This is a genomic window from Paenibacillus sp. LS-5 (assembly GCF_056121505.1).
Genome location: NZ_JBWAVA010000009.1, coordinates 1 through 18912 on the forward strand (window position 1 = coordinate 1; position 18912 = coordinate 18912).

20 protein-coding genes and 1 other annotated feature are annotated in these 18912 nt (G+C 48.2%); all 20 genes read right to left on the reverse strand.

Annotation, left to right across the window (positions count from 1 at the left end; all coding sequences use genetic code 11):
* Positions 1-388 precede the first annotated feature (388 nt).
* The 20 genes from AC0MA3_RS14685 to radC all read right to left on the reverse strand — a co-directional run bounded on the left by AC0MA3_RS14685 (position 389) and on the right by radC (position 18897).
* Positions 389-1993 carry a LysM peptidoglycan-binding domain-containing protein gene (locus tag AC0MA3_RS14685; RefSeq protein WP_474656714.1) on the reverse strand — a complete coding sequence of 535 codons (1605 nt, stop codon included), beginning with the start codon at positions 1991-1993 and terminating at the stop codon, positions 389-391.
* Positions 1994-2386: 393 nt separating this feature from the next.
* The gene (gene ilvE, locus AC0MA3_RS14690; RefSeq protein ID WP_379159844.1) at positions 2387-3268 is read right to left on the reverse strand and encodes a branched-chain-amino-acid transaminase; all 882 of its coding nucleotides are present in this window, start codon (positions 3266-3268) and stop codon (positions 2387-2389) included.
* Between the two features lie 4 nt (positions 3269-3272).
* Positions 3273-4160 (reverse strand): prephenate dehydratase, encoded by an 888-nt coding sequence (gene pheA, locus AC0MA3_RS14695; protein ID WP_379159841.1) that lies wholly within the window; start codon positions 4158-4160, stop codon positions 3273-3275.
* Positions 4157-5137 carry a homoserine kinase gene (thrB, locus tag AC0MA3_RS14700; protein ID WP_474656715.1) on the reverse strand — a complete coding sequence of 327 codons (981 nt, stop codon included), beginning with the start codon at positions 5135-5137 and terminating at the stop codon, positions 4157-4159. Before thrB ends, pheA begins: the two co-directional genes overlap by 4 nt.
* 58 nt (positions 5138-5195) lie before the next feature.
* On the reverse strand, positions 5196-6482 hold the full coding sequence (locus tag AC0MA3_RS14705; RefSeq protein ID WP_379159835.1) for a homoserine dehydrogenase: 1287 nt from the start codon (positions 6480-6482) through the stop codon (positions 5196-5198).
* Between the two features lie 157 nt (positions 6483-6639).
* A complete protein-coding gene (locus AC0MA3_RS14710) occupies positions 6640-7077 on the reverse strand; it encodes an ACT domain-containing protein (RefSeq protein WP_020429271.1) in 438 nt (145 codons plus the stop codon).
* A gap of 333 nt (positions 7078-7410) precedes the next feature.
* On the reverse strand, positions 7411-8721 hold the full coding sequence (gene obgE, locus AC0MA3_RS14715; protein WP_379159832.1) for a GTPase ObgE: 1311 nt from the start codon (positions 8719-8721) through the stop codon (positions 7411-7413).
* A gap of 15 nt (positions 8722-8736) precedes the next feature.
* Positions 8737-9477, reverse strand: coding sequence for a Spo0B domain-containing protein (locus AC0MA3_RS14720; RefSeq protein ID WP_379159829.1), 741 nt, complete (start codon positions 9475-9477; stop codon positions 8737-8739).
* A 193-nt stretch (positions 9478-9670) separates the two neighbouring features.
* Entirely contained in the window at positions 9671-9982 is a 312-nt protein-coding gene (gene rpmA / locus AC0MA3_RS14725; RefSeq protein WP_020429282.1) for a 50S ribosomal protein L27, read from the reverse strand.
* 18 nt (positions 9983-10000) lie between these two features.
* Entirely contained in the window at positions 10001-10336 is a 336-nt protein-coding gene (locus tag AC0MA3_RS14730) for a ribosomal-processing cysteine protease Prp (protein WP_474656716.1), read from the reverse strand.
* Between the two features lie 12 nt (positions 10337-10348).
* A complete protein-coding gene (gene rplU / locus AC0MA3_RS14735; RefSeq protein ID WP_074086590.1) occupies positions 10349-10660 on the reverse strand; it encodes a 50S ribosomal protein L21 in 312 nt (103 codons plus the stop codon).
* Between the two features lie 14 nt (positions 10661-10674).
* Positions 10675-10760, reverse strand: a sequence feature (ribosomal protein L21 leader region).
* Positions 10761-10865: 105 nt separating this feature from the next.
* On the reverse strand, positions 10866-12107 hold the full coding sequence (locus tag AC0MA3_RS14740) for an Rne/Rng family ribonuclease (protein ID WP_474656717.1): 1242 nt from the start codon (positions 12105-12107) through the stop codon (positions 10866-10868).
* 65 nt (positions 12108-12172) lie between these two features.
* Entirely contained in the window at positions 12173-13015 is an 843-nt protein-coding gene (locus tag AC0MA3_RS14745; protein ID WP_474656718.1) for a M50 family metallopeptidase, read from the reverse strand.
* Positions 13008-13871: a peptidoglycan DD-metalloendopeptidase family protein gene (locus AC0MA3_RS14750; RefSeq protein ID WP_474656719.1), complete on the reverse strand. Its 864-nt coding sequence runs from the start codon at positions 13869-13871 to the stop codon at positions 13008-13010. The genes AC0MA3_RS14745 and AC0MA3_RS14750 overlap by 8 nt, the downstream gene beginning before the upstream one ends.
* 255 nt (positions 13872-14126) lie before the next feature.
* Positions 14127-14921 (reverse strand): septum site-determining protein MinD, encoded by a 795-nt coding sequence (minD, locus tag AC0MA3_RS14755; protein ID WP_474656720.1) that lies wholly within the window; start codon positions 14919-14921, stop codon positions 14127-14129.
* Positions 14922-14926: 5 nt separating this feature from the next.
* Positions 14927-15586: a septum site-determining protein MinC gene (minC, locus tag AC0MA3_RS14760; protein WP_474656721.1), complete on the reverse strand. Its 660-nt coding sequence runs from the start codon at positions 15584-15586 to the stop codon at positions 14927-14929.
* Positions 15587-15667: 81 nt separating this feature from the next.
* A complete protein-coding gene (mreD, locus tag AC0MA3_RS14765) occupies positions 15668-16198 on the reverse strand; it encodes a rod shape-determining protein MreD (RefSeq protein WP_379159809.1) in 531 nt (176 codons plus the stop codon).
* Positions 16198-17076 (reverse strand): rod shape-determining protein MreC, encoded by an 879-nt coding sequence (gene mreC, locus AC0MA3_RS14770; protein ID WP_474656722.1) that lies wholly within the window; start codon positions 17074-17076, stop codon positions 16198-16200. The genes mreD and mreC overlap by 1 nt, the downstream gene beginning before the upstream one ends.
* A 56-nt stretch (positions 17077-17132) precedes the next feature.
* Entirely contained in the window at positions 17133-18167 is a 1035-nt protein-coding gene (locus AC0MA3_RS14775) for a rod shape-determining protein (RefSeq protein ID WP_379159803.1), read from the reverse strand.
* A 40-nt stretch (positions 18168-18207) separates the two neighbouring features.
* A complete protein-coding gene (gene radC, locus AC0MA3_RS14780; protein ID WP_379159799.1) occupies positions 18208-18897 on the reverse strand; it encodes a RadC family protein in 690 nt (229 codons plus the stop codon).
* Positions 18898-18912: the final 15 nt, after the last annotated feature.

Genomic DNA, 18912 nt, shown 5'->3' on the forward strand with positions numbered 1-18912 from the left:
GATCTCACTTGCGTGAAATCCCACTCACTCGTTGTTCAGTTTTCAAAGATCAAGCTCGTTGTCGGCGCCGTTTATCTTGTCACCAGCAACTCTTATAATATATCATGTTCTTCAATCAATTGCAACACTTTTTTTCAATAAACCATGTTAGTATATTGATTAAGTATCCATAACTCCAATCATCAAACTATTGTTACCTGTCTACGACTGGATTTATAATATAACACGAATCTATTGCTAAATACAACATTAATTTTCACCAATATAAAATAGCCTTTAAGCCACTTAGTATCACTATTTATGACTTCATACCCACAAGAAAAAAGCATACTGTCCAGCATTATTCAATGCAGGTCAGTATGCTTTTAAAAGACAACCTAAAGGATTGTTAGTTTGAAATCCATGGATTTCTGCCCTTTTTCGTTACCCCTTTACGAGAATTCTGATGGGGGCGCTGCTTGCTGGAGGTTTTAGGGCTGGAAGTAGTAGATTGCGCTGAAGTTTTCACTTTAGCTGCAGATGCTTTTGCTGTTCCTCCTTTACTCTTCATTGCTGGTCCAGAAAGTTCCGCTTCCACTGATGGTATCGTTTCCTGCTGAATAAATTCAGGCTCCTGAATCTCAGGTACCCGATTATGTGCATCATTCTCTAGGCCCGGATACATAGGATATGCCGGAATATGCGAGACCATAGGAGCTGTAAACATATTGGGTGATATCACATTTCCTTGCGGGGCCTCAGCTACTCCATAAGGTGAAATCATCCCTGGCATCTGCTGCATATAGTCAGGATATGGATTAATCATCGGCTGCTCATAGGAATAGGGCTGAGCCTGCTGTAACGGCATTGCTGGACCGCAGCCGCAGGAGGGCCATGGCAAATTAACGGCCTGTTCTTCATACTGAGGCATACCATATGAGGAATTCTCGCTGAAAGGACTGATATTGGGATATTCCGGCGTAGAATTCTGATACCATGCTCCCGTAAAATCGGATACCGGATACATGTCGTATGGGGAAGCATACTCCGGCATATAGTTTGCTGGCTGAACGAAATTTGGAGCTGAGTTCATCCCCATTACACCCATAGGCTCATATTGCGAATAAGCCGGTGGACAATCCCCGAAATATGGATTTCCACTTAGACCGGGGTATCCTAACGTGTTACCACATGACGGAGCTTTGTTTTCATACCAGAAAGTGGGCTGAATTTCTGAATATGACTTTCCCATAGGCGTTTCATGCTTCATGACTTCCTGTGTAGGCATTGAAATTTGCACAAACAAACTTTGTGTTTCATGAATTTTTTCATGAACCGGTGAAACTTCTGGTGCTTTGTTCATTATAGGTGAAACTTCAGGCGCTTTGTTCACTATAGGTGAGACTTCTGGCGCTTTGTTCACTATAGGTGAGACTTCTGGTGCTTTGTTCACTATAGGTGAGACTTCTGGTGCTTTGTTCACTATAGGTGAGACTTCTGGTGCTTTGTTCATTATAGGTGAGACTTCAGGCTGTACAGGCACAACTTGAGGCACATTATTCACTGCTGGTGAAACTTCGTTGGATGGCTGCTCTTTGACTCCGGTATAATCTTTGGATCCCAGTTTTGTTTTGTCAATTATAGCCGTTGCTTCAGATTGTGGATCCATAGCAGAAGGGTTGCCCTTTTTAGGTATATTGACCATTTCGCCAACCAGGAGTGCATTAGGATTCTTCAGTTGAGTGTTAGCATCAATCATATCCTTTAGTGTAATTCCCCATGCTTTGGACAGCTTCCACAAGGTATCCCCTTGCTTAACAGTGTGTTTGTAGTAGACCTCATGGTTTTCGGGAACCTGAACGGCTGATGTTGGAATTTTGACCTTATCGCCAACGGCAAGCACATCCGGATTACTGATTTGTGGATTGGCGTCGATGATTTTTTGCAGAGGTACTCCGTACTTTTGCGATAATGCATATAGCGTATCGCCGGATTTGACAATGTGTATTTTCACGCAGCAATAACCTCCTATAAGTTTTGTGAGCATTACTCCCAAGCCCCGTCTCACGCAAAACTCGGTTCGAAATCATAGCTAGAATTTATTTCGCATGGCTTCCCGAACCAACTTTGTTCAAAACGCAACTCCGAAAAGCATATGCCAGGTTTTGCGGGCTCATACTTCTATGAACGGCGTGTGCACTACAATAGCCTAGCTGCAATCTCTGATGCTGAGTGCCTTGCTAGGTATTCTGCCTCCCTGCTTCCTCATATGCAGAGCAGCCGCCCCCTTCGTTACTACATCTTATGCAGCCCATAGGCGATTGACATCCCTTAAACAAAAAAAATCCTTTCATGCATGGCATGAGAGGATTTTTGCTGTAACATTTGGTTTTGTTCTAAACGCGTTTTATTCCCAAACCTTGTAACCGTCTTTGTCCACAACATTGCGGAACTCTTCAAGCAGCTGCAGTGTAATTGGCCCTGCATGTCCTGCACCAATAACCCGGCCGTCAATTTCACGAGCTGCAATAACTTCGGCTGCTGTACCGGTGAAGAAAACTTCATCCGCAATATACACATCATGCATAGTGAACGGTTCTTCTTTCAGGGTTAAACCTAGCTTTTCGCACAGCTCAATAATGGCCAGGCGAGTTATACCTTCAAGCGCTCCCAGATAGCAAGGCGGAGTGTAGACAACGCCTCTTTTGACGATGAAAATATTGTCTCCTGAACCTTCGGTTACATACCCTTGAGCATTCATCATGATTGCTTCGTCTGCCTCTGCCAGATTGGACTGGATTTTGACAAGGATGTTATTGAGATAGTTCAGAGATTTGATCTTCGGATTCAGCGCATCCGGGATATTGCGGCGTTGCGAGACAGAAACCGCACGAAGTCCGTTCAAGTAAGCCTGTTCCGGATAAATAGCTAGCTGTTCTACAATAATTATAACGCTGGCTTTGGGGCAACGGCGGGGATCCAGACCTAAATTGCCGGGACCGCGGGATACAATCAGACGGATATATCCGTTACGCATCTCATTCAGACGAATAGTTTCAGCCATGGCTTCCAGCATCTCATCATAGCTCAGCGGAATGTCCAGCATGATGGATTTCGCTGAATCATACAGCCGGTCCAGATGTTCCTTGCACTTAAAAATGTTGCCGTTGTAGATACGGATGCCTTCAAAAATACCGTCTCCGTATAAAAATCCGTGATCAAACACGGACACCTTTGCATTTTCCTTCGTTACGTGTTGTCCATCTAGATAGATCCATTGCTCAGCCATGAACTTACTGCACCTCCGCTTTCTCTTCCTCATAGGTGTATGTGGGATACGAGCCCAGAATCCGCACCTGACAGCCCAAGGCTTTGATTTCTTCAATTGCCCCCGGGAGCAGGACCGATTCTATCGGTTCCAGCACATCAATATAAAAATAATAAGTGCCTAATTTCTTCTTCGTCGGCCGTGACTCAATACGCGATAAATTCAGCCGACGCCAAGCAAATGCAGCCAGCACCTGATGGAGCGCCCCCGGAAAATCTTCTGGAAGAGTCACAAGAATGCTTGTCTTGTCACCACTGCTTGTTCGTGGAAGTTCCAGCTTCTGATGACCTACCAGCACAAACCGGGTGTAATTGTTATTATGGTCTGTAACCTGCCGCTCTACTATCTCAAGCCCGTGCGTCGCTGCGCCAAGCGCTGTACCGATTGCCGCCCAGCCCCTACCGGGATTCTTAGACACAATTTCAACGGCTTCGGATGTGCTTCCGACCGATTCCAGTTCAGCCCAAGGAGCGTGATTGCGGATAAAGTGCAGGCATTGTGCCATGGCAACAGGATGAGAAAGGATTTTGACCACTTTAGAGTAATCCTTACGGCCTTCAGCATCCGTGAATTCCTTGGGATTACTGATCAGATTCTGAACGGACGGAAAAATCCACTCCGCCTGCATTGGCAGGTTCACTTCGTTAATGAGCCAGTCAATATGCAGACTCACCGAACCTTCGATCGTATTCTCAATAGGAATCACGCTGTAGTCCGTCACACCATTAGCTGTGGCCAGAAAAACATCAGAGATAAGCTTATGATGCTCAATATTTACAGGCTCATCACCGAATAAATGCAGCAGCGCTTCGTGTGAGACTGAACCCTGCGGCAACACTGCTATTGATTTCATAACTGTTTTTCCCCTTTTATCATATCCAAAAATGACTTACTTTGCATCTGGTTTGTTTCGATCAGCTCTGAGACAACCCCTGAAGTACAGGGCGACAGCCAGCAGGTTAGAGCGGGAATACCATGCTCCATCATTGTTTGTTTTAGAAAAAGCTCCAGCTCCTGCTTACGGTCCCCATTTCGCTCAACCATACAAAGCAGTGTAGGTCCGGCACCACTTAGGGCAATACCCAGTGCCCCATGACTTGTCGCTTCAGCCAGCAGCTTCCCCATACCAGGCACCAGAGGCGCCCGATAAGGCTGATGCAGACGATCCTGCATGGCAGGGCCGATGAGATCGAGCCGGCCTGTGGCCAAGGCAGCGGTCAGCAGTGAGGTCCGGCTGATGTTATGGACAGCATCCCCCACCGAGATCTCAGATGGAAGCACACCACGTGCTTTGGTGGTAGAAAGCTCGAATTCTGGAATAACTACAAGAACCTCAAGATCACGGGGAGGCTCAATCCGGATATATTCCGCATGCTTGCCATCCCATACAGCTGTGATAATCCCACCGAAGAGTGAGGCTCCCACATTATCGGGATGCTTCTCTAGGGCTGTTGCCATATCGAACAGCTTGGCTAGACTCAAGGGGGAACCAATCAATGTATTTGCTGCTGCCATTCCCCCAACAATCGCCGATGCACTACTTCCAAGTCCACGTGTAAGCGGGATATCGGAGTACATGGTAATGGAAAGCTCGGGAATCTCTACACCCGCTTCAGCAAAGACCATTTGTGCCACCTGGTAGAGTAAATTGCTCTTATCCTTAGCTACACCTGCCATCTCATCTCCATAAAGATGAAATACAGTTTCTGCGGCTTCCTCCATTTCAATCCAGGCATATAGGGATAGTGCCATGCCCAGCGTATCAAAACCCGGCCCCAGATTAGCGGTACTGGCGGGTACTTTAACTCTAGACCTTCCGTACATACTCATAGCTGGTAAAATCTCCTTCTTTATTTTTGGAGCGGAGCTGTCATAGAGGATTCAAGGTTCAGCCTTCTACGCGATAGTGGCTCTTAATACGGTGAATAACCTTAAGTTGCTCCAGATGCCGCATTACTTTATTCATACTTGCCTTGCTCGCATTGTGTGTCACGATAATGATCTCAGCGTCCGGATTATGAGGATTCGCCTGTTGTACTACGGAATCCAGACTTACATCGTACTCAGCAAATACCTGCGTGATTTTGGCTAGAACCCCTGCTTTATCATCCACATGCAGCAGCAGGAAATTCTTATAGAAGATATCTTCATCACTTTTGAGCTTCTTCTGTTTGTACGGAACAATCTGTTTCAGCCCGTTAACACCCAGCTTAAGATTCTTAATAACGGCCACCAGATCCGCTACGATGGAAGTTGCTGTTGGCATTGCACCGGCTCCTGCACCATAGAACATGGTTTCTCCCACAGCTTGACCATATACATATACCGCATTATATACACCGTTCACGGAAGCAATCGGATGGCTTGCCCGAATCATCGTGGGCTCCACACTAATACTGAATTCATCTTCGTGACTCTCGGCGATGCCCAGTAGTTTCATTTCATAGCCCAGTCTTTTGGCAAAAGCAATATCCTCCTTGCTCACACCAGAGATGCCGCTGACACTGACATCACTTAGCTCAACATTGGTCCGAAAACCAAGTGTGCCGAGAATGGCCATTTTGCGCGCAGCGTCCAGGCCCTCCACATCCGAGGTCGGATCTGATTCAGCATATCCCAGCTCCTGAGCTTCTTTCAACACATCAAGGTAGGATGCGCCTTCCTGACTCATTTTGCTTAGTATGTAATTGGTAGTCCCGTTTACGATGCCCATAATCTTTACGATTTTATCAGAGGAGAAGCCTTCGATCAATGTACGTATAATTGGAATTCCACCGGCCACACTGGCTTCATAAAATACATCGCATTGTTTCTCCTGCGCCTTGGCCAGAATCTCCGAACCATGTAGCGCCATCAAATCTTTGTTGGCGGTCACGATATGCTTGCCTCGTTCCAAAGCCTCCAGAATATATTCCTTCGTTCCGGCGATCCCGCCCATCACTTCTACAATAACGTCAATCTCCGGATCACGGATAACTGCCCACGGATCATCGGTGATTATAGCGGCATCCACATCGATATCCCGGGCTTTCTCAGTATTCTTCACTGCAATGCGCTCAATAACAATCGGCGAACCCACCTGGCTGCTCAGATCCTCCTGATTCCCTTCTACGATACGGACTACGCCCGTACCTACTGTTCCCAGACCCAGTAACCCCACTTTGACCGGCTTCATTTGAATCCTCCTAAAAGTTTTATGAAGCAATACTTCTTGGTTATACTCTGCAATAAAACTCGCTTCGAAAGCATATGCCTAAGTTTTATGAAGCAATACTTCTTGGTTATACTCCGTAATAAAACTCGCTTCGAAAGCATAAATTTCTCGAGCCAAGTCACCCTTGCCCGATAATTAAGGCCCGTTTTACTCCGGGTATTGCCTTTAGACTGTCCAGCATATCTCCCAACTCTTCGTTCAAATGCGATATCTCCACAGAAATAACGACATTGGCCCGCCCCTGCAGCGGAATACTCTGATGAATCGTCAGTACATTGGCACCATGAACTGCCACAGACCCTAGCACCTTGGACAGCATACCGGACTCGTGCTCCAAATCAATGGAGATTGTGACTATACGTTCCCGTTCGAGCTGATGGATCAGATGAATGCCATCCTTATATTTATAAAATGCACTACGGCTAAGCCCAACCTGTTCTACACCTTCATGTACCGTCTTGGCGTCTCCCGCCTCAAGCAGCTGTTTGACCTGCATGGTCTTCAGTACAGCGTCAGGCAATATGTCCTCTCGGACCAAATAATAGCGTTCTTTCACGAACGTCCTCACCTCAAAGACTTTTGTGTTTATATAGTGGACATTATACGGGATGGCCGCTGTATAATGCAACAACTTTTCACATACAACGCCCTCACCCGTTGCGGCAAGCTCATATTTGGCACTGAATACAACAAATCCCATGATATTTCAGTTTTAGCTCCACATAAAAGTAACCAGTCACCAATCAGGAATCAATCGCTATTGTCGTTCCGTATTAATCACAAAGCCATTGAAGTCAGCTTCTCTAGAATTCTACAAAAAACGCCGGCTATACCTCCCTTTTCGGGGAAAGCACAGTCGGCGTTTGAGATTTATGCGTCAATCCACAGCTTAATAATAGCTGCTGTTCTCAACGAACTCGAATTCAAAATCAGCGATTCGGACAATGGTTCCTTCCACAGCACCCCGTTTGCGGAGTTCTGCGTCCACACCCATATGGCGCAACGTGCGGGCAAGCTTCAGTATAGCATCGTGTGTACTGAGCTGCATCCGTTTCAGCATCCGCTCAATCCGAGGGCTGCTGACAACAAAAGCATCATTGTCTCGCGTAATAGTGAAAGAGTTATCCTCTTCAGCTTCAAGCTTGTATACCTTGCGTTCTTTGGTTTCGGCCACTTCCTCCACAACCGGTGCTACAGGAATACTATCGAGGATATCTGTTGCCCGGTAGAGAAGTTCCTGAACTCCTTGACGGGTCAGAGAAGAAATCGGCATAATCTCCATCTCCGGCCGGAGCTCTGATACCTTCTCACGGAAAGCAATCAGATTAGCCTCCGATTCAGGCATATCCATCTTGTTGGCTGCTACGATCTGCGGGCGGTCAACAAGCCCCGCATTATATTGTCTCAGCTCATCATTAATTTTCACCCAATCCTCGAAAGGATCACGGCCTTCCGAACCGGACATATCCACCACATGAATGATGATCCGTGTGCGCTCAACATGACGCAGGAACTCATGTCCCAAGCCTACGCCTTCACTTGCCCCTTCAATAAGTCCCGGCAGATCGGCCATGACAAAACTTCGGCCGTCACCTACATCCACGACACCCAGGTTCGGTGTAATGGTTGTAAAGTGGTAAGCTCCAATCTTAGGTTGAGCAGCGGACACGACCGAAAGTAGAGTGGATTTACCCACACTCGGGAAACCCACGAGCCCTACATCTGCCATAACCTTCAGTTCCATCACAATGTAGCGTTCCTGGCCTTCTTCACCATTCTCCGCCAGCTCTGGAGCTGTATTATTAGCCGTGGCAAACCGAGTATTTCCCCGTCCGCCCCGTCCACCGCGAGCAACCACGACCTGCTGTCCATGCCGGGTCATGTCGGCGATCACTTCCTGGGTGTCATCGTCTATCAATACGGTTCCCGGAGGAATGCGTACAATCATGTGTTCAGCGTTCGCTCCGTGCTGACTTTTGTTGCGCCCCTTAACCCCGCGCTCCGCTTTGAAATGGCGCTGATAGCGAAAGTCCATCAATGTACGCAAACCTTCATCTACCCGGAAAATAACGTCTCCTCCACGGCCGCCGTCACCTCCGGCTGGTCCGCCTTCCGGCACATACTTCTCCCGGCGAAAGGCCACAAGACCATCACCGCCGTCCCCGCCTTTTACATAAATCTTAGCTTTATCTACGAACATTCTAGTTCACCTTCCTTACATCTCCAGCGGCAGCCGTAACGCTACAAAGCTTTTGTTACTTCCAGGCTGTTCCGCTTTGATAATTTTCCCTTGTACTATATTATAAATTTGCCCCTGTAGCAGCTCGGGATTGCCATGATCACCGTCGCCTTCGAAAGAGATAAGAATGTCTCCTCCATCCTGTGTAAAACCAAGCCGGAGCTTTCTTGTATCGCCATGCAAGGCAAGTCCACTGTATTGATAAGCCCTCACCGTCTGCATGATTACCTGCGTAAGCTCTTCACCCATGTCCCCGCCAAGCTTGTCCTTGAGCTGCAGTCCTTCTTCAACCTGTACCTCAAGCTCTAAGCCGCTTCTGAAGGTTCGGAAAGACTGCAGATAGAACACGAGCGAAGGAATACCGAGCTTAGCGATACGGCTGTCCAATTCGATCCGTTCCTTTATTCTTCCCACACACTCCAGAGATTTATCAGGCTTACCGAGCTGGATATATCCGTAAAGTACCTGCAGATCATTCATCCAATCATGACGATGATGATTGAGTGTCCGGTTCGCCGCTTGCTGCAGCGTCTTCTCCTGTATTCGCAGTTCCTTTTCAAAATGGCGCCGATTGTATACAGAACTAAAAGCAAGCACTGCGGCTATCCATACGCTTAGCAGCAGAAATGTGAAAAGGGTAGTTCGCCAATACAAGAGACCTAAAGGAAACAATACGGATAACATGACTGCCCAGATTAACCATTTCCAGGATTTCATTCTTTCTCCCCGTCCCTCAGTTCGCAAAATTCATGCCCATTTAGCCGTTCTCTTCACTTGATATTTACCATTTTCCAGTATAACACAGGGTTTCTCTGCAATCACCAGCAATTCAAATTCAAACAGATTCTCTTGAAAAAAAGCCCCCGGCACTCATGCCGGAGGCTTCTACTTGCAATTTGATTCCGAAAGCTTACGCTTCCAGTGCCGCTGCTACCGGAGCGACATCAACCGGGTACACGCTCACTTTTTTGCGATCGCGGCCCCAACGTTCGAACTTCACTACGCCATCAACCAGAGCAAACAAAGTATCATCTTTACCGATGCCTACATTTGTTCCCGGGTGGATTTTGGTTCCGCGTTGACGAACCAGGATGTTGCCGCCGGTAACTGCTTGACCGTCAGCACGTTTCACGCCAAGACGCTTGGAGTGGGAATCACGTCCGTTCTTTGTGGAACCTACACCCTTTTTCGATGCGAACAATTGAAGATCCAATTTCAACATGTTGGTCAACCTCCTTCTTTAAATAATGACTTCCTGTATCTTAATATACTTCCCGTATGAATCTGCGATATCACCAAGCATAAGTACCATGGACTCCAGCAGAAGCTGGACCTTGGCAGACACTTCAGGATGATCTATGGGAACGAGGGTCCCGCTAAGAAATCCATCCTTCATCGAAGTATCCAGAACCACGCCGGTCAGACGTTCAATCGAATTCACCGTTCCAACCGTGACGGTAGAAACGCCGGCGCAGACGATATCCCTGCCATTCTTTGCGTATTCTGCATGCCCTTTAATGGCAAAACCGACAATCGCACCTTGAGCAGAAGCCCGTGTAATCCGTACGTTAATCATTAACGCACCTTCTTACGCTTGAATCTTCTCGATAGTTACTTTGGTGTACGGTTGACGATGGCCTTGTTTCTTGTGGTAGTTCTTCTTCGGTTTGTATTTGTAGACTACAACCTTCTGACCCTTACCATGTTTCTCGACTTTAGCTGTTACAGACGCGCCGCTTACCAGCGGAGTTCCTGCAGTCAGACCACCATCGTTAGAAACAGCCAATACACGGTCAAACGTTACGCTTGCGCCGTCTTCAGCTTCCAGCTTCTCAATGAACAACACGTCGCCCTCTTGGACTTTGTATTGTTTACCGCCAGTTTCGATAATTGCATACATTGTACTTGCACCTCCTCATGTCTCAGACTCGCCTAGTCTAGGTGGCAATTTCCCGGAGGAAACGCGCTTATGTACCCGATCGGAGCGGTTGCAGCATGTGCAGGATTAGAACAACCAAACACATACTTGAAGATAATAGCACACATATCACATACAGTCAATGGTACAAAAAAGTTAAATAGCGAGTTCCGGGCGTATAGCGGCTTCATTCCAGCCACGAACCAATCTTACCCGTCCCCCCGCAGCATTGGCAAATCACTGGAGCAAAGCCTGCAGAATCATGTCTCGCCTTCTTGCGTGTCATCTCCAGCAGACCAAGGTGTGTCCAGCCAAGAATATGCGTCTGTGTGCGGTCCCGGCTGATGACCCCCTCCAGCCGTTCCATAACCATCCGCCGGTGCGCCTCCTGCTGCATATCAATAAAGTCGATGATGATGATGCCTCCCGTATCCCGCAAACGAATCAACCGTCCGATCTCTTCTGCCGCAAGGATATTCGTACGAGTTACGGTCTCCTCGAGCGAAGATCCGCCGGTGTACTGGGCGGTATTGACATCAATTACGGTCAACGCCTCCGTCTCATCCCAGATCAGGGTTGCCCCGCCCTCCAGCGTAATCTTCCTGCCAAAACTTTTGTGAAGCTGCTCCTGCACCCCGTAAGCTGCAAAGATAGATTCCTGTCCATGATAGAACCCTACAGGCTTGTACTTTCCAGGAGCCATGTCATTCAGGAAGGCTTCTGCCTCCCGGACCGCCTTACCAGAGTCAATCATCAGTTCATCGCGCTGCGGATTAAAGGCATCCCTGATAAAGCGCTGGACAATACTGAGATCTGAGTGAAGCAGTGCCGGTGCTACTGTCTCCTGAGATCGGCGGATGATCTTTTCCCATTGTGCCCTAAGAAAAGAAAGGTCGCCTTCCACTGCCTCCACGGGTTCGTCCTCCGAGACGGTACGCATGATAATCCCCTCTTCACGCCGTCGAAGCCTTTCACCAATACCTTTCAGCCTATTGCGTTCCGATTCACGGCTGATTTTTTTGGATACACCAACATATTCTGCAAAGGGCATGTACACCATCCAGCGTCCCGGTAGTGTATAGTGGGTTGTGACGCGTGCACCTTTACCGCCCCGCGGTTCTTTTCTCACCTGCACCACAATTTCCTGGCCGGGCTCGAGCAGCGTTTCAATGGAGGGTTTCACCTCCGGCTGCTTGTCCAGATGGGGATGCAGCACATCATCTACATATAAAAAGGCATTCTTCTTCTGTCCGATGTCCACAAAAGCTGCCTGCATGCCCGGCAATACATTCATAACCCGCCCCTTGTAGTAGCTCCCGACCAGTCCTTGCTGCTGATCACGTTCAGCCGCATATTCCACCAGGCTCCCATTGTCCAGAAGAGCCATCCGGGTAACATGCTGCGAGCAGTGAACGATCATTTGTTTCATGGCTTCACCTCTGGTTTGAATCAAAATTCCATAGTTCATTTCTAGCTGGACGATCATGTCCCTAATTACATTCCAAAATAAGATGAGATCAATTTCTGCTCCGGCACAACGGCCACAATGGCTTTATCTTCATTCATTACATAGATAAAATGATATTGGTTACGTTTAAATAGACGCAATATATCATCCAAAGGTTTCGCGGAAAAGGCAACTATCGGACGCACTGCGCTCCCCGACTGCCGGTAGCGTTCATAAACAGCCTCCCTGTTCATCAGAAAAGAGACAAAGCGGTAAGGCAAATTCCGCTGATCTGTAAGGTTAGAATACAGAAGAAAGGCACCGATCATCAGGAGATTTAGGCGGAGTCCTCCACCCGTACCCAGCGGCAGTATGGAGTATAACAACACCAGCACACTCGCCGCGATGCTCACTCGGCCACACCATAGCAATGTGACATAATAGGGAAGCAGCAGGCTAAGCGTCGCCTGAAAAATTTTACCGCCATCCAGAGGAAGAACAGGCAGCAGATTAAACATCGCGATAATGGCATTGGCCTGTATGAAATAAGTCAGAAAGCCACTATTTCCATATCCAGTCTGCTGGAGTCCGTAGGCCATCAATATCAGCATCAGATTCTGCAAAGGGCCGGCTGCCGCAATACCGATCTCCCGTGTTGCGTTAAGCCGCCCATGATCCTCCATAACTGCTACACCTCCGAAAGGAAGCAACTGCACGGATTTCACACCTACTCCGCAGAGCAGCGCAGCACACACATGTCCTAGCTCATGGATGAACACAATGGTGAACAGCGTCAATAGCTCCAGAAACTGCCCGGTAATCACGGAGAGTAGCATAATCAGCACGAACAGGGGATGCAGCGACAGTTCAATGCCTCTGATCCTAATCAAACGATACCACTTCAGCGGGATCAATATAAGTCTTGTCTTTCATAATGGCAAAAAAAAGCAGAGGAACTGAAGCATTCTCCTGTTCCTGAATCCAGCCCACGGCATCCCCGCTCTGGACCCAATCATCCGTTGCCAGCTTTGTACCGCTCAAATGTCCGTATTCAGCCGTTACATCCCCCGTATGCCTTACCGTAATCCGAATTCCGCCTTCCGCTTCTTTGGCGACAGATAATACACGCCCCGTATCTACACTTTTCACCGTGAGTATACCGTTTGAATCTTCCGCAGGCATAATCTCCACACCTCTTAATGTTGCTGCAAAAGGACGGACAATGCTTCCTTCAAGCGGGGCATTCAGATCATGAGCAGCGTTCACTTTCACTGCTGGCTGGTTTTTATCACCAAAAATCGGAATAAACGCCGGCGCTCCATTGAAATGTTCCTCATACCAAACCTGGGCGGCAGCAAAATCCATATCTTTGGTGAGGGCATCGGCAATAAACACCTGTGCTTTCAATGCCCATGGCTGTTGAACGTTAAAGATCCCCCATACTGCACCAAACACAATGAGGCTCGCAATAGTCCTCCGCATAAAGCCCGAAGCAAACCGTGGCTTGTCTCCTCCTCCTTCATCCACCCAGTTGTTACGCCGCTGCTTCCATAGGGCCTCTGGGTCGGGTTCAGGAATCTTGGAAAAATCATGTGAGGCTCTTTCTCCCCATTCCTTGTAAGTTGTTGTATGGGCAGGTAGTTCGAACAACGGGGGTACAGCAGTCCCCTGCGAAGCATCATCCTGCTCCAGCAGGCTACGGATACGCTGCTTGCGGCGGCCTTTTAAATCTGATTTCTGTTCCATATCGATCCCTCCGGCGGGCTTGTTTTACTTTCATTTTATGAAAGTCGCAAGCTGCTTTAGAACAAGCCCTGCCGGGATGGAAAACAGAAATGGGAAAGATCCCTTATTGCGGGCAACTTTATTGAACCATTTCTGAGAATGGATAACGCGAACCTTTGAAATCCTTTGAATCCGAAGCAAAAATCCCGCCGCAGATTATCTGCAGACGGGACATTTGCTGACTCTTGGTATAACACTTTGAATAATGACTCCGCCTCAGCCCATACCGAAAAACTTCTTCAGCTTCTTAAAGGCACCCGGTTTCCGGTCAAGCTGCATTAACGGTACCGCATCACCCAGAATACGCCGGGCGATATTGCGGTAAGCGATCGCTGCTGGCGAATCAGGATTCATTACGGTCGGTTCCCCACTGTTCGCTGCCTTTATGACCAGCTCATCATCGGGAACAATGCCGATCAAATCAATATTCAGCACCTGCAGGATATCCTCAATATCGAGCATATCCCCTGATTTCACAAGTCCCGGCCGAATCCGGTTAACCACCAGCTTCGGAGACTCTACATGGGACTGCTCCAAAAGGCCAATTATCCGGTCTGCATCCCTTACCGCGGCATGCTCCGGCGTAGTGACGACAATGGCCTTGTCCGCTCCGGCAATGGCGTTGCGGAAGCCATGCTCGATCCCAGCGGGACAATCGATCAGGATATATTCGTATTCCTTCTTGAGTTCAAGAATAATATCCTTCACCTGCTCCGGTGTAACAGAGGTCTTGTCTTTGGTCTGCGCTGCAGGCAGCATGTACAGTTCTTCAAAACGTTTGTCCTTGACCAGTGCCTGGTTCAGGCGGCAGCGTCCTTCCGCTACATCCACAAGATCATAGATGATGCGGTTCTCCAGCCCCATAACCACATCCAGATTCCGAAGTCCAATGTCCGTATCGACCAGACATACTTTTTTGCCCTGCAATGCAAGCGCGGTGCCAATATTGGCCGTTGTAGTTGTTTTGCCAACTCCGCCTTTGCCCGAGGTTACGACAATCGCTTCTCCCATGGAGGCTACACCCCTTTAAACACATTTAAACCCTCACGTAATTTGACTATATTATGAATTTTGTCGATCTGCATAGCACCGCTTGATAAATAAGCAAATTCCATGCTGCTCTCGCGGGTTTCCCATTCATCCGGCGGACGGCTAATCACATCGGCAATCCGCAGCTGTGTAGGTGACAGCAAAGATGCAGCAATAATTGCCTCCTGATTGCCGTCTACTCCGGCATGAGCCATTCCGCGAAGCGCTCCGAGAATATAAATATCACCCGTACAGGTAATCGACCCTCCGGGATTCACATCGCCCAAATATAGAAGATTCCCTTCATGGTGCAGTACTTGGCCCGAGCGAATAATTCCACTGATCAGAAACAGGGCATCACTGTCCTTACCCCCGGGTTCTTCCAAGGCTTCAACAGAACGAATTAACAGATTGCCTTGGCTCTTCAGAATGTCTAACACGGCTTCCTTGTCTTCTTCAGTTACTGTACGGCTGCCGAGCTTAATGTCCACATGCACAATTGGTCCGGTCAATATATTCTGATGGCTGTGCTCCAGCTTATAGCGAAGTTCGCTCAGGAGATCTTCAAAGGGACACTTGTCGTCTAGCAGGAATACCAGGCCATCCTTGATGCCCTTAATCCTTACATGCTTGGATTGTACTGTCATTTGCCTGTCCCCCCATTCTCATTCATTCGTGCCGGGCCAGGCAAATTCCTTCTTTCCCATGTAAGAAAATGCAGTCCGGCTTCACGCCGCCTCTTCCTTGCGGGTCTCTTTCTTCAGCAGTTCAATCTGCCGCCGGAGAGGAACATAGAGGAGGAGGGCGATAGCAAAATGAAATAACATGGTAGGCAGCATATGATGCAGCAATGCCCAGTTATAAGGAACCTGGCCTAAATTAAATACACTGTAAATGGCAAAAAGCACACTATCCTCAAGCAGGCTGCCCAGCAGCACCACCGTCATCATCAGCGGCAACGGAGCGCGCGGAATCTGAAATATCAGGCCAATCAGATAAGCGGACAATCCCATAGCAAAAGAGTGGGCACCAAGAATACGTCCATAGAACACCACATCATGCAGCATACCGAAAGACAAGCCAAGAATAAGTGCTGTATGACGGTGATGATATATCGTTACAAACAGGATCACAATAAACACGAGATTGGGAATAACCCGCATCTCCCATGCATCCGGCAGCAACCAGGGCATTATAGTGCCTTCTACAATAAATAAAAGAAATAATAACAGAATTAATACGGATCTGCGCATCTTCACTATTCTGCACGCTCCTCCGTAAAGACAACGAACAATCCCTTCCAGTCTTGAAAACCCGCCGCCGGTTTAATGATTGCAGTAGAAGTTAAACCAAACTCCCCTGTCTTTACCTCTTGGACCGTGCCGATGGTCATTCCACGCGGATACAGTCCCCCAATGCCTGAGGAGATGATGGTATCCCCTTTGGCAACTGGATTTCCTACGGGGATCTTGTTCATCATCAGCATTCCGGTCTGCTGGTCGTAACTCTCAATCATCCCAAAGGTCTCGCCTTCCTTGTTAAAAACCGTAGCCGCAATTGGCGGCTGGGAGTTCGGATCATTCGCATCCATCATGGTCATTAGTTTCACCGTGGAGGTGAAATTGCTTACTTTGCTGATCACACCAACCAATCCCTCTACAGAGGTCACGGACATATTAGGCTTAACTCCGTCCTTGGACCCGAGATCAATAACAAGTGTGTTATTATTAGGCTCGGTAGTCACGCTGACAACGTTAGCAATATGGTACTCATAATTGTACAGATTTTTCTGGGCATCAGTAAAATGAAGTTTTATCTTGTAATCTTCATTTTCGGCTTGAATGAAATTATATTGGGCTTTGTCACGTGCATATTGCGCTGCCAGAATTTTAAGTTCCTCATTCTCTGCGGCAAGATCCTTCAGATTCCCAATATCTTGGAACAAGCCCGCTACATATCCAGCGGGCTTGTAGAACAAATTCTGTACGAAACCAGTCGTGTCTCTAAGGAAATTCTCCGGCCATGACAAGGATTTCCTGGTTGCCAGACTGAAACCCATAACAACGATAAACATGACCAGTGAAATCAATAAAATGAACAGACGTTTATTGTTAAACAGTTTAAACAGTTCCAACACCCTCTAACAAACGTATTTCTCCCATATCAGGGGTTTGACGTTCACAAGCAGACAATTTAGCGCTTGGAACGGAGGCTTGAGTTGCTGCGGCTCTTGAAGAGATGAATATTCTCCAGGGCTTTGCCTGTTCCGATAACTACGCAATCCAGCGGATTCTCAGCAACAATGACAGGCATACCAGTCTCGCGGGCCAGTAACTTGTCCAGGTTACGCAGCAGAGCGCCGCCGCCAGTAAGTACAATTCCCCGATCCATAATATCGGCAGCAAGCTCAGGAGGACATTTCTCCAGCGTTACCTTTACGGCCTCTACAATGGCATTTACGGTATCTGACAGTGCTTCGCAGATTTCATCAGAGGTAATGGTCAACGTCTTAGGCAGCCCGGTTACAAGATCACGTCCGCGGATCTCCATAGTCTCGGTCATCTCCAAAGGCAGGGCAGAACCCACATCCATCTTGAGCTGTTCGGAGGTACGTTCCCCGATCATGAGATTATATTGGCGTTTGATGTATTGAATGATCGATTCATCCGCTTCGTCACCGGCAACCCGCACAGAACGGCTAGTCACGATACCGCCAAGGGAGATAACAGCTACCTCAGTAGTCCCTCCGCCGATATCAACAACCATACTGCCTGTAGGCTCCCAAACCGGCAGATCTGCACCGATGGCAGCAGCAAAAGGTTCCTCAATAATATAGGCCTCGCGCGCACCCGCCTGCTTGGTGGCATCCTCCACGGCACGCTGCTCCACCGCTGTGATGCCGGACGGTACGCATACCATTACATTCGGATGGCGCTGGAACATCGAGCGCTGTTTCTGCGCCTGGCGGATGAAATATTTAATCATAGTTGCAGTAGTATCAAAATCCGCAATCACTCCATCCTTCATTGGACGAATGGCACGGATATTCCCCGGCGTACGGCCGATCATTTTTTTGGCAGATTCGCCAACGGCTTCAATGGTCTTGGTATCTGTATTAATGGCCACTACGGAAGGCTCTCTGACAACAATCCCCTTACCGCGTACATAGACTAGCGTATTCGCTGTCCCCAGATCAATTCCTAAATCTTTCGTAAAACCACCTAACATGCTTGTATTCTCCTTTTCCTTGTATCTCTGGACGATTATATTACATGTACCCTTTTTCCTTCAAACTTACAAAACTGCTGTCTCCAATGATCAGATGATCCAGCACATCTATTCCGACGATCTCCCCAGCCTGAAGCAATCTTGAGGTTAAGGAGATATCTTCCGGACTGGGCGTAGGATCACCGCTGGGATGATTATGTGCGCATATGATAGCTGCGCTGCTGCATTTCATAGCTGCCCTGAACACCTCACGGGGATGTACAATGGAGGCGTTGAGGCTGCCCATGGATAATGTCTCCTGCGCAATAACATGATTTTTCGTATTCAGAAAGAGACAGACAAAATGCTCCTTCTGCAGGTAGCGCAGCTGCTCGGTCAATATCTCCGCCGCGTCCTGTGGGGAGCGGATGATGACCGGCTCGGTCAGCCGGGAATTTGCCATTCGTCTTCCCAGCTCTATGCCAGCTTTGAGTTGCACCGCCTTGGCAGGGCCGATGCCTTTGATATTCGTCAGTTCTTCAATGCTCAGGTCTGCCAGCCCACGAAGACTGCCTGCCTGTCCCAGCATCCGCTGGGCAATATGAATAGCCGATTCCGCCCGCGTACCTGTACGCAGCAGAATGGCCAGCAGCTCTGCTTGACTTAGTGATTCTGCCCCATAATGCATCATGCGCTCTCGTGGTCGTTCTTCATGGGGGAGGTCCCGCAGCATAAATGGTTGCGACTCCATCCCTATCCCTCTTTC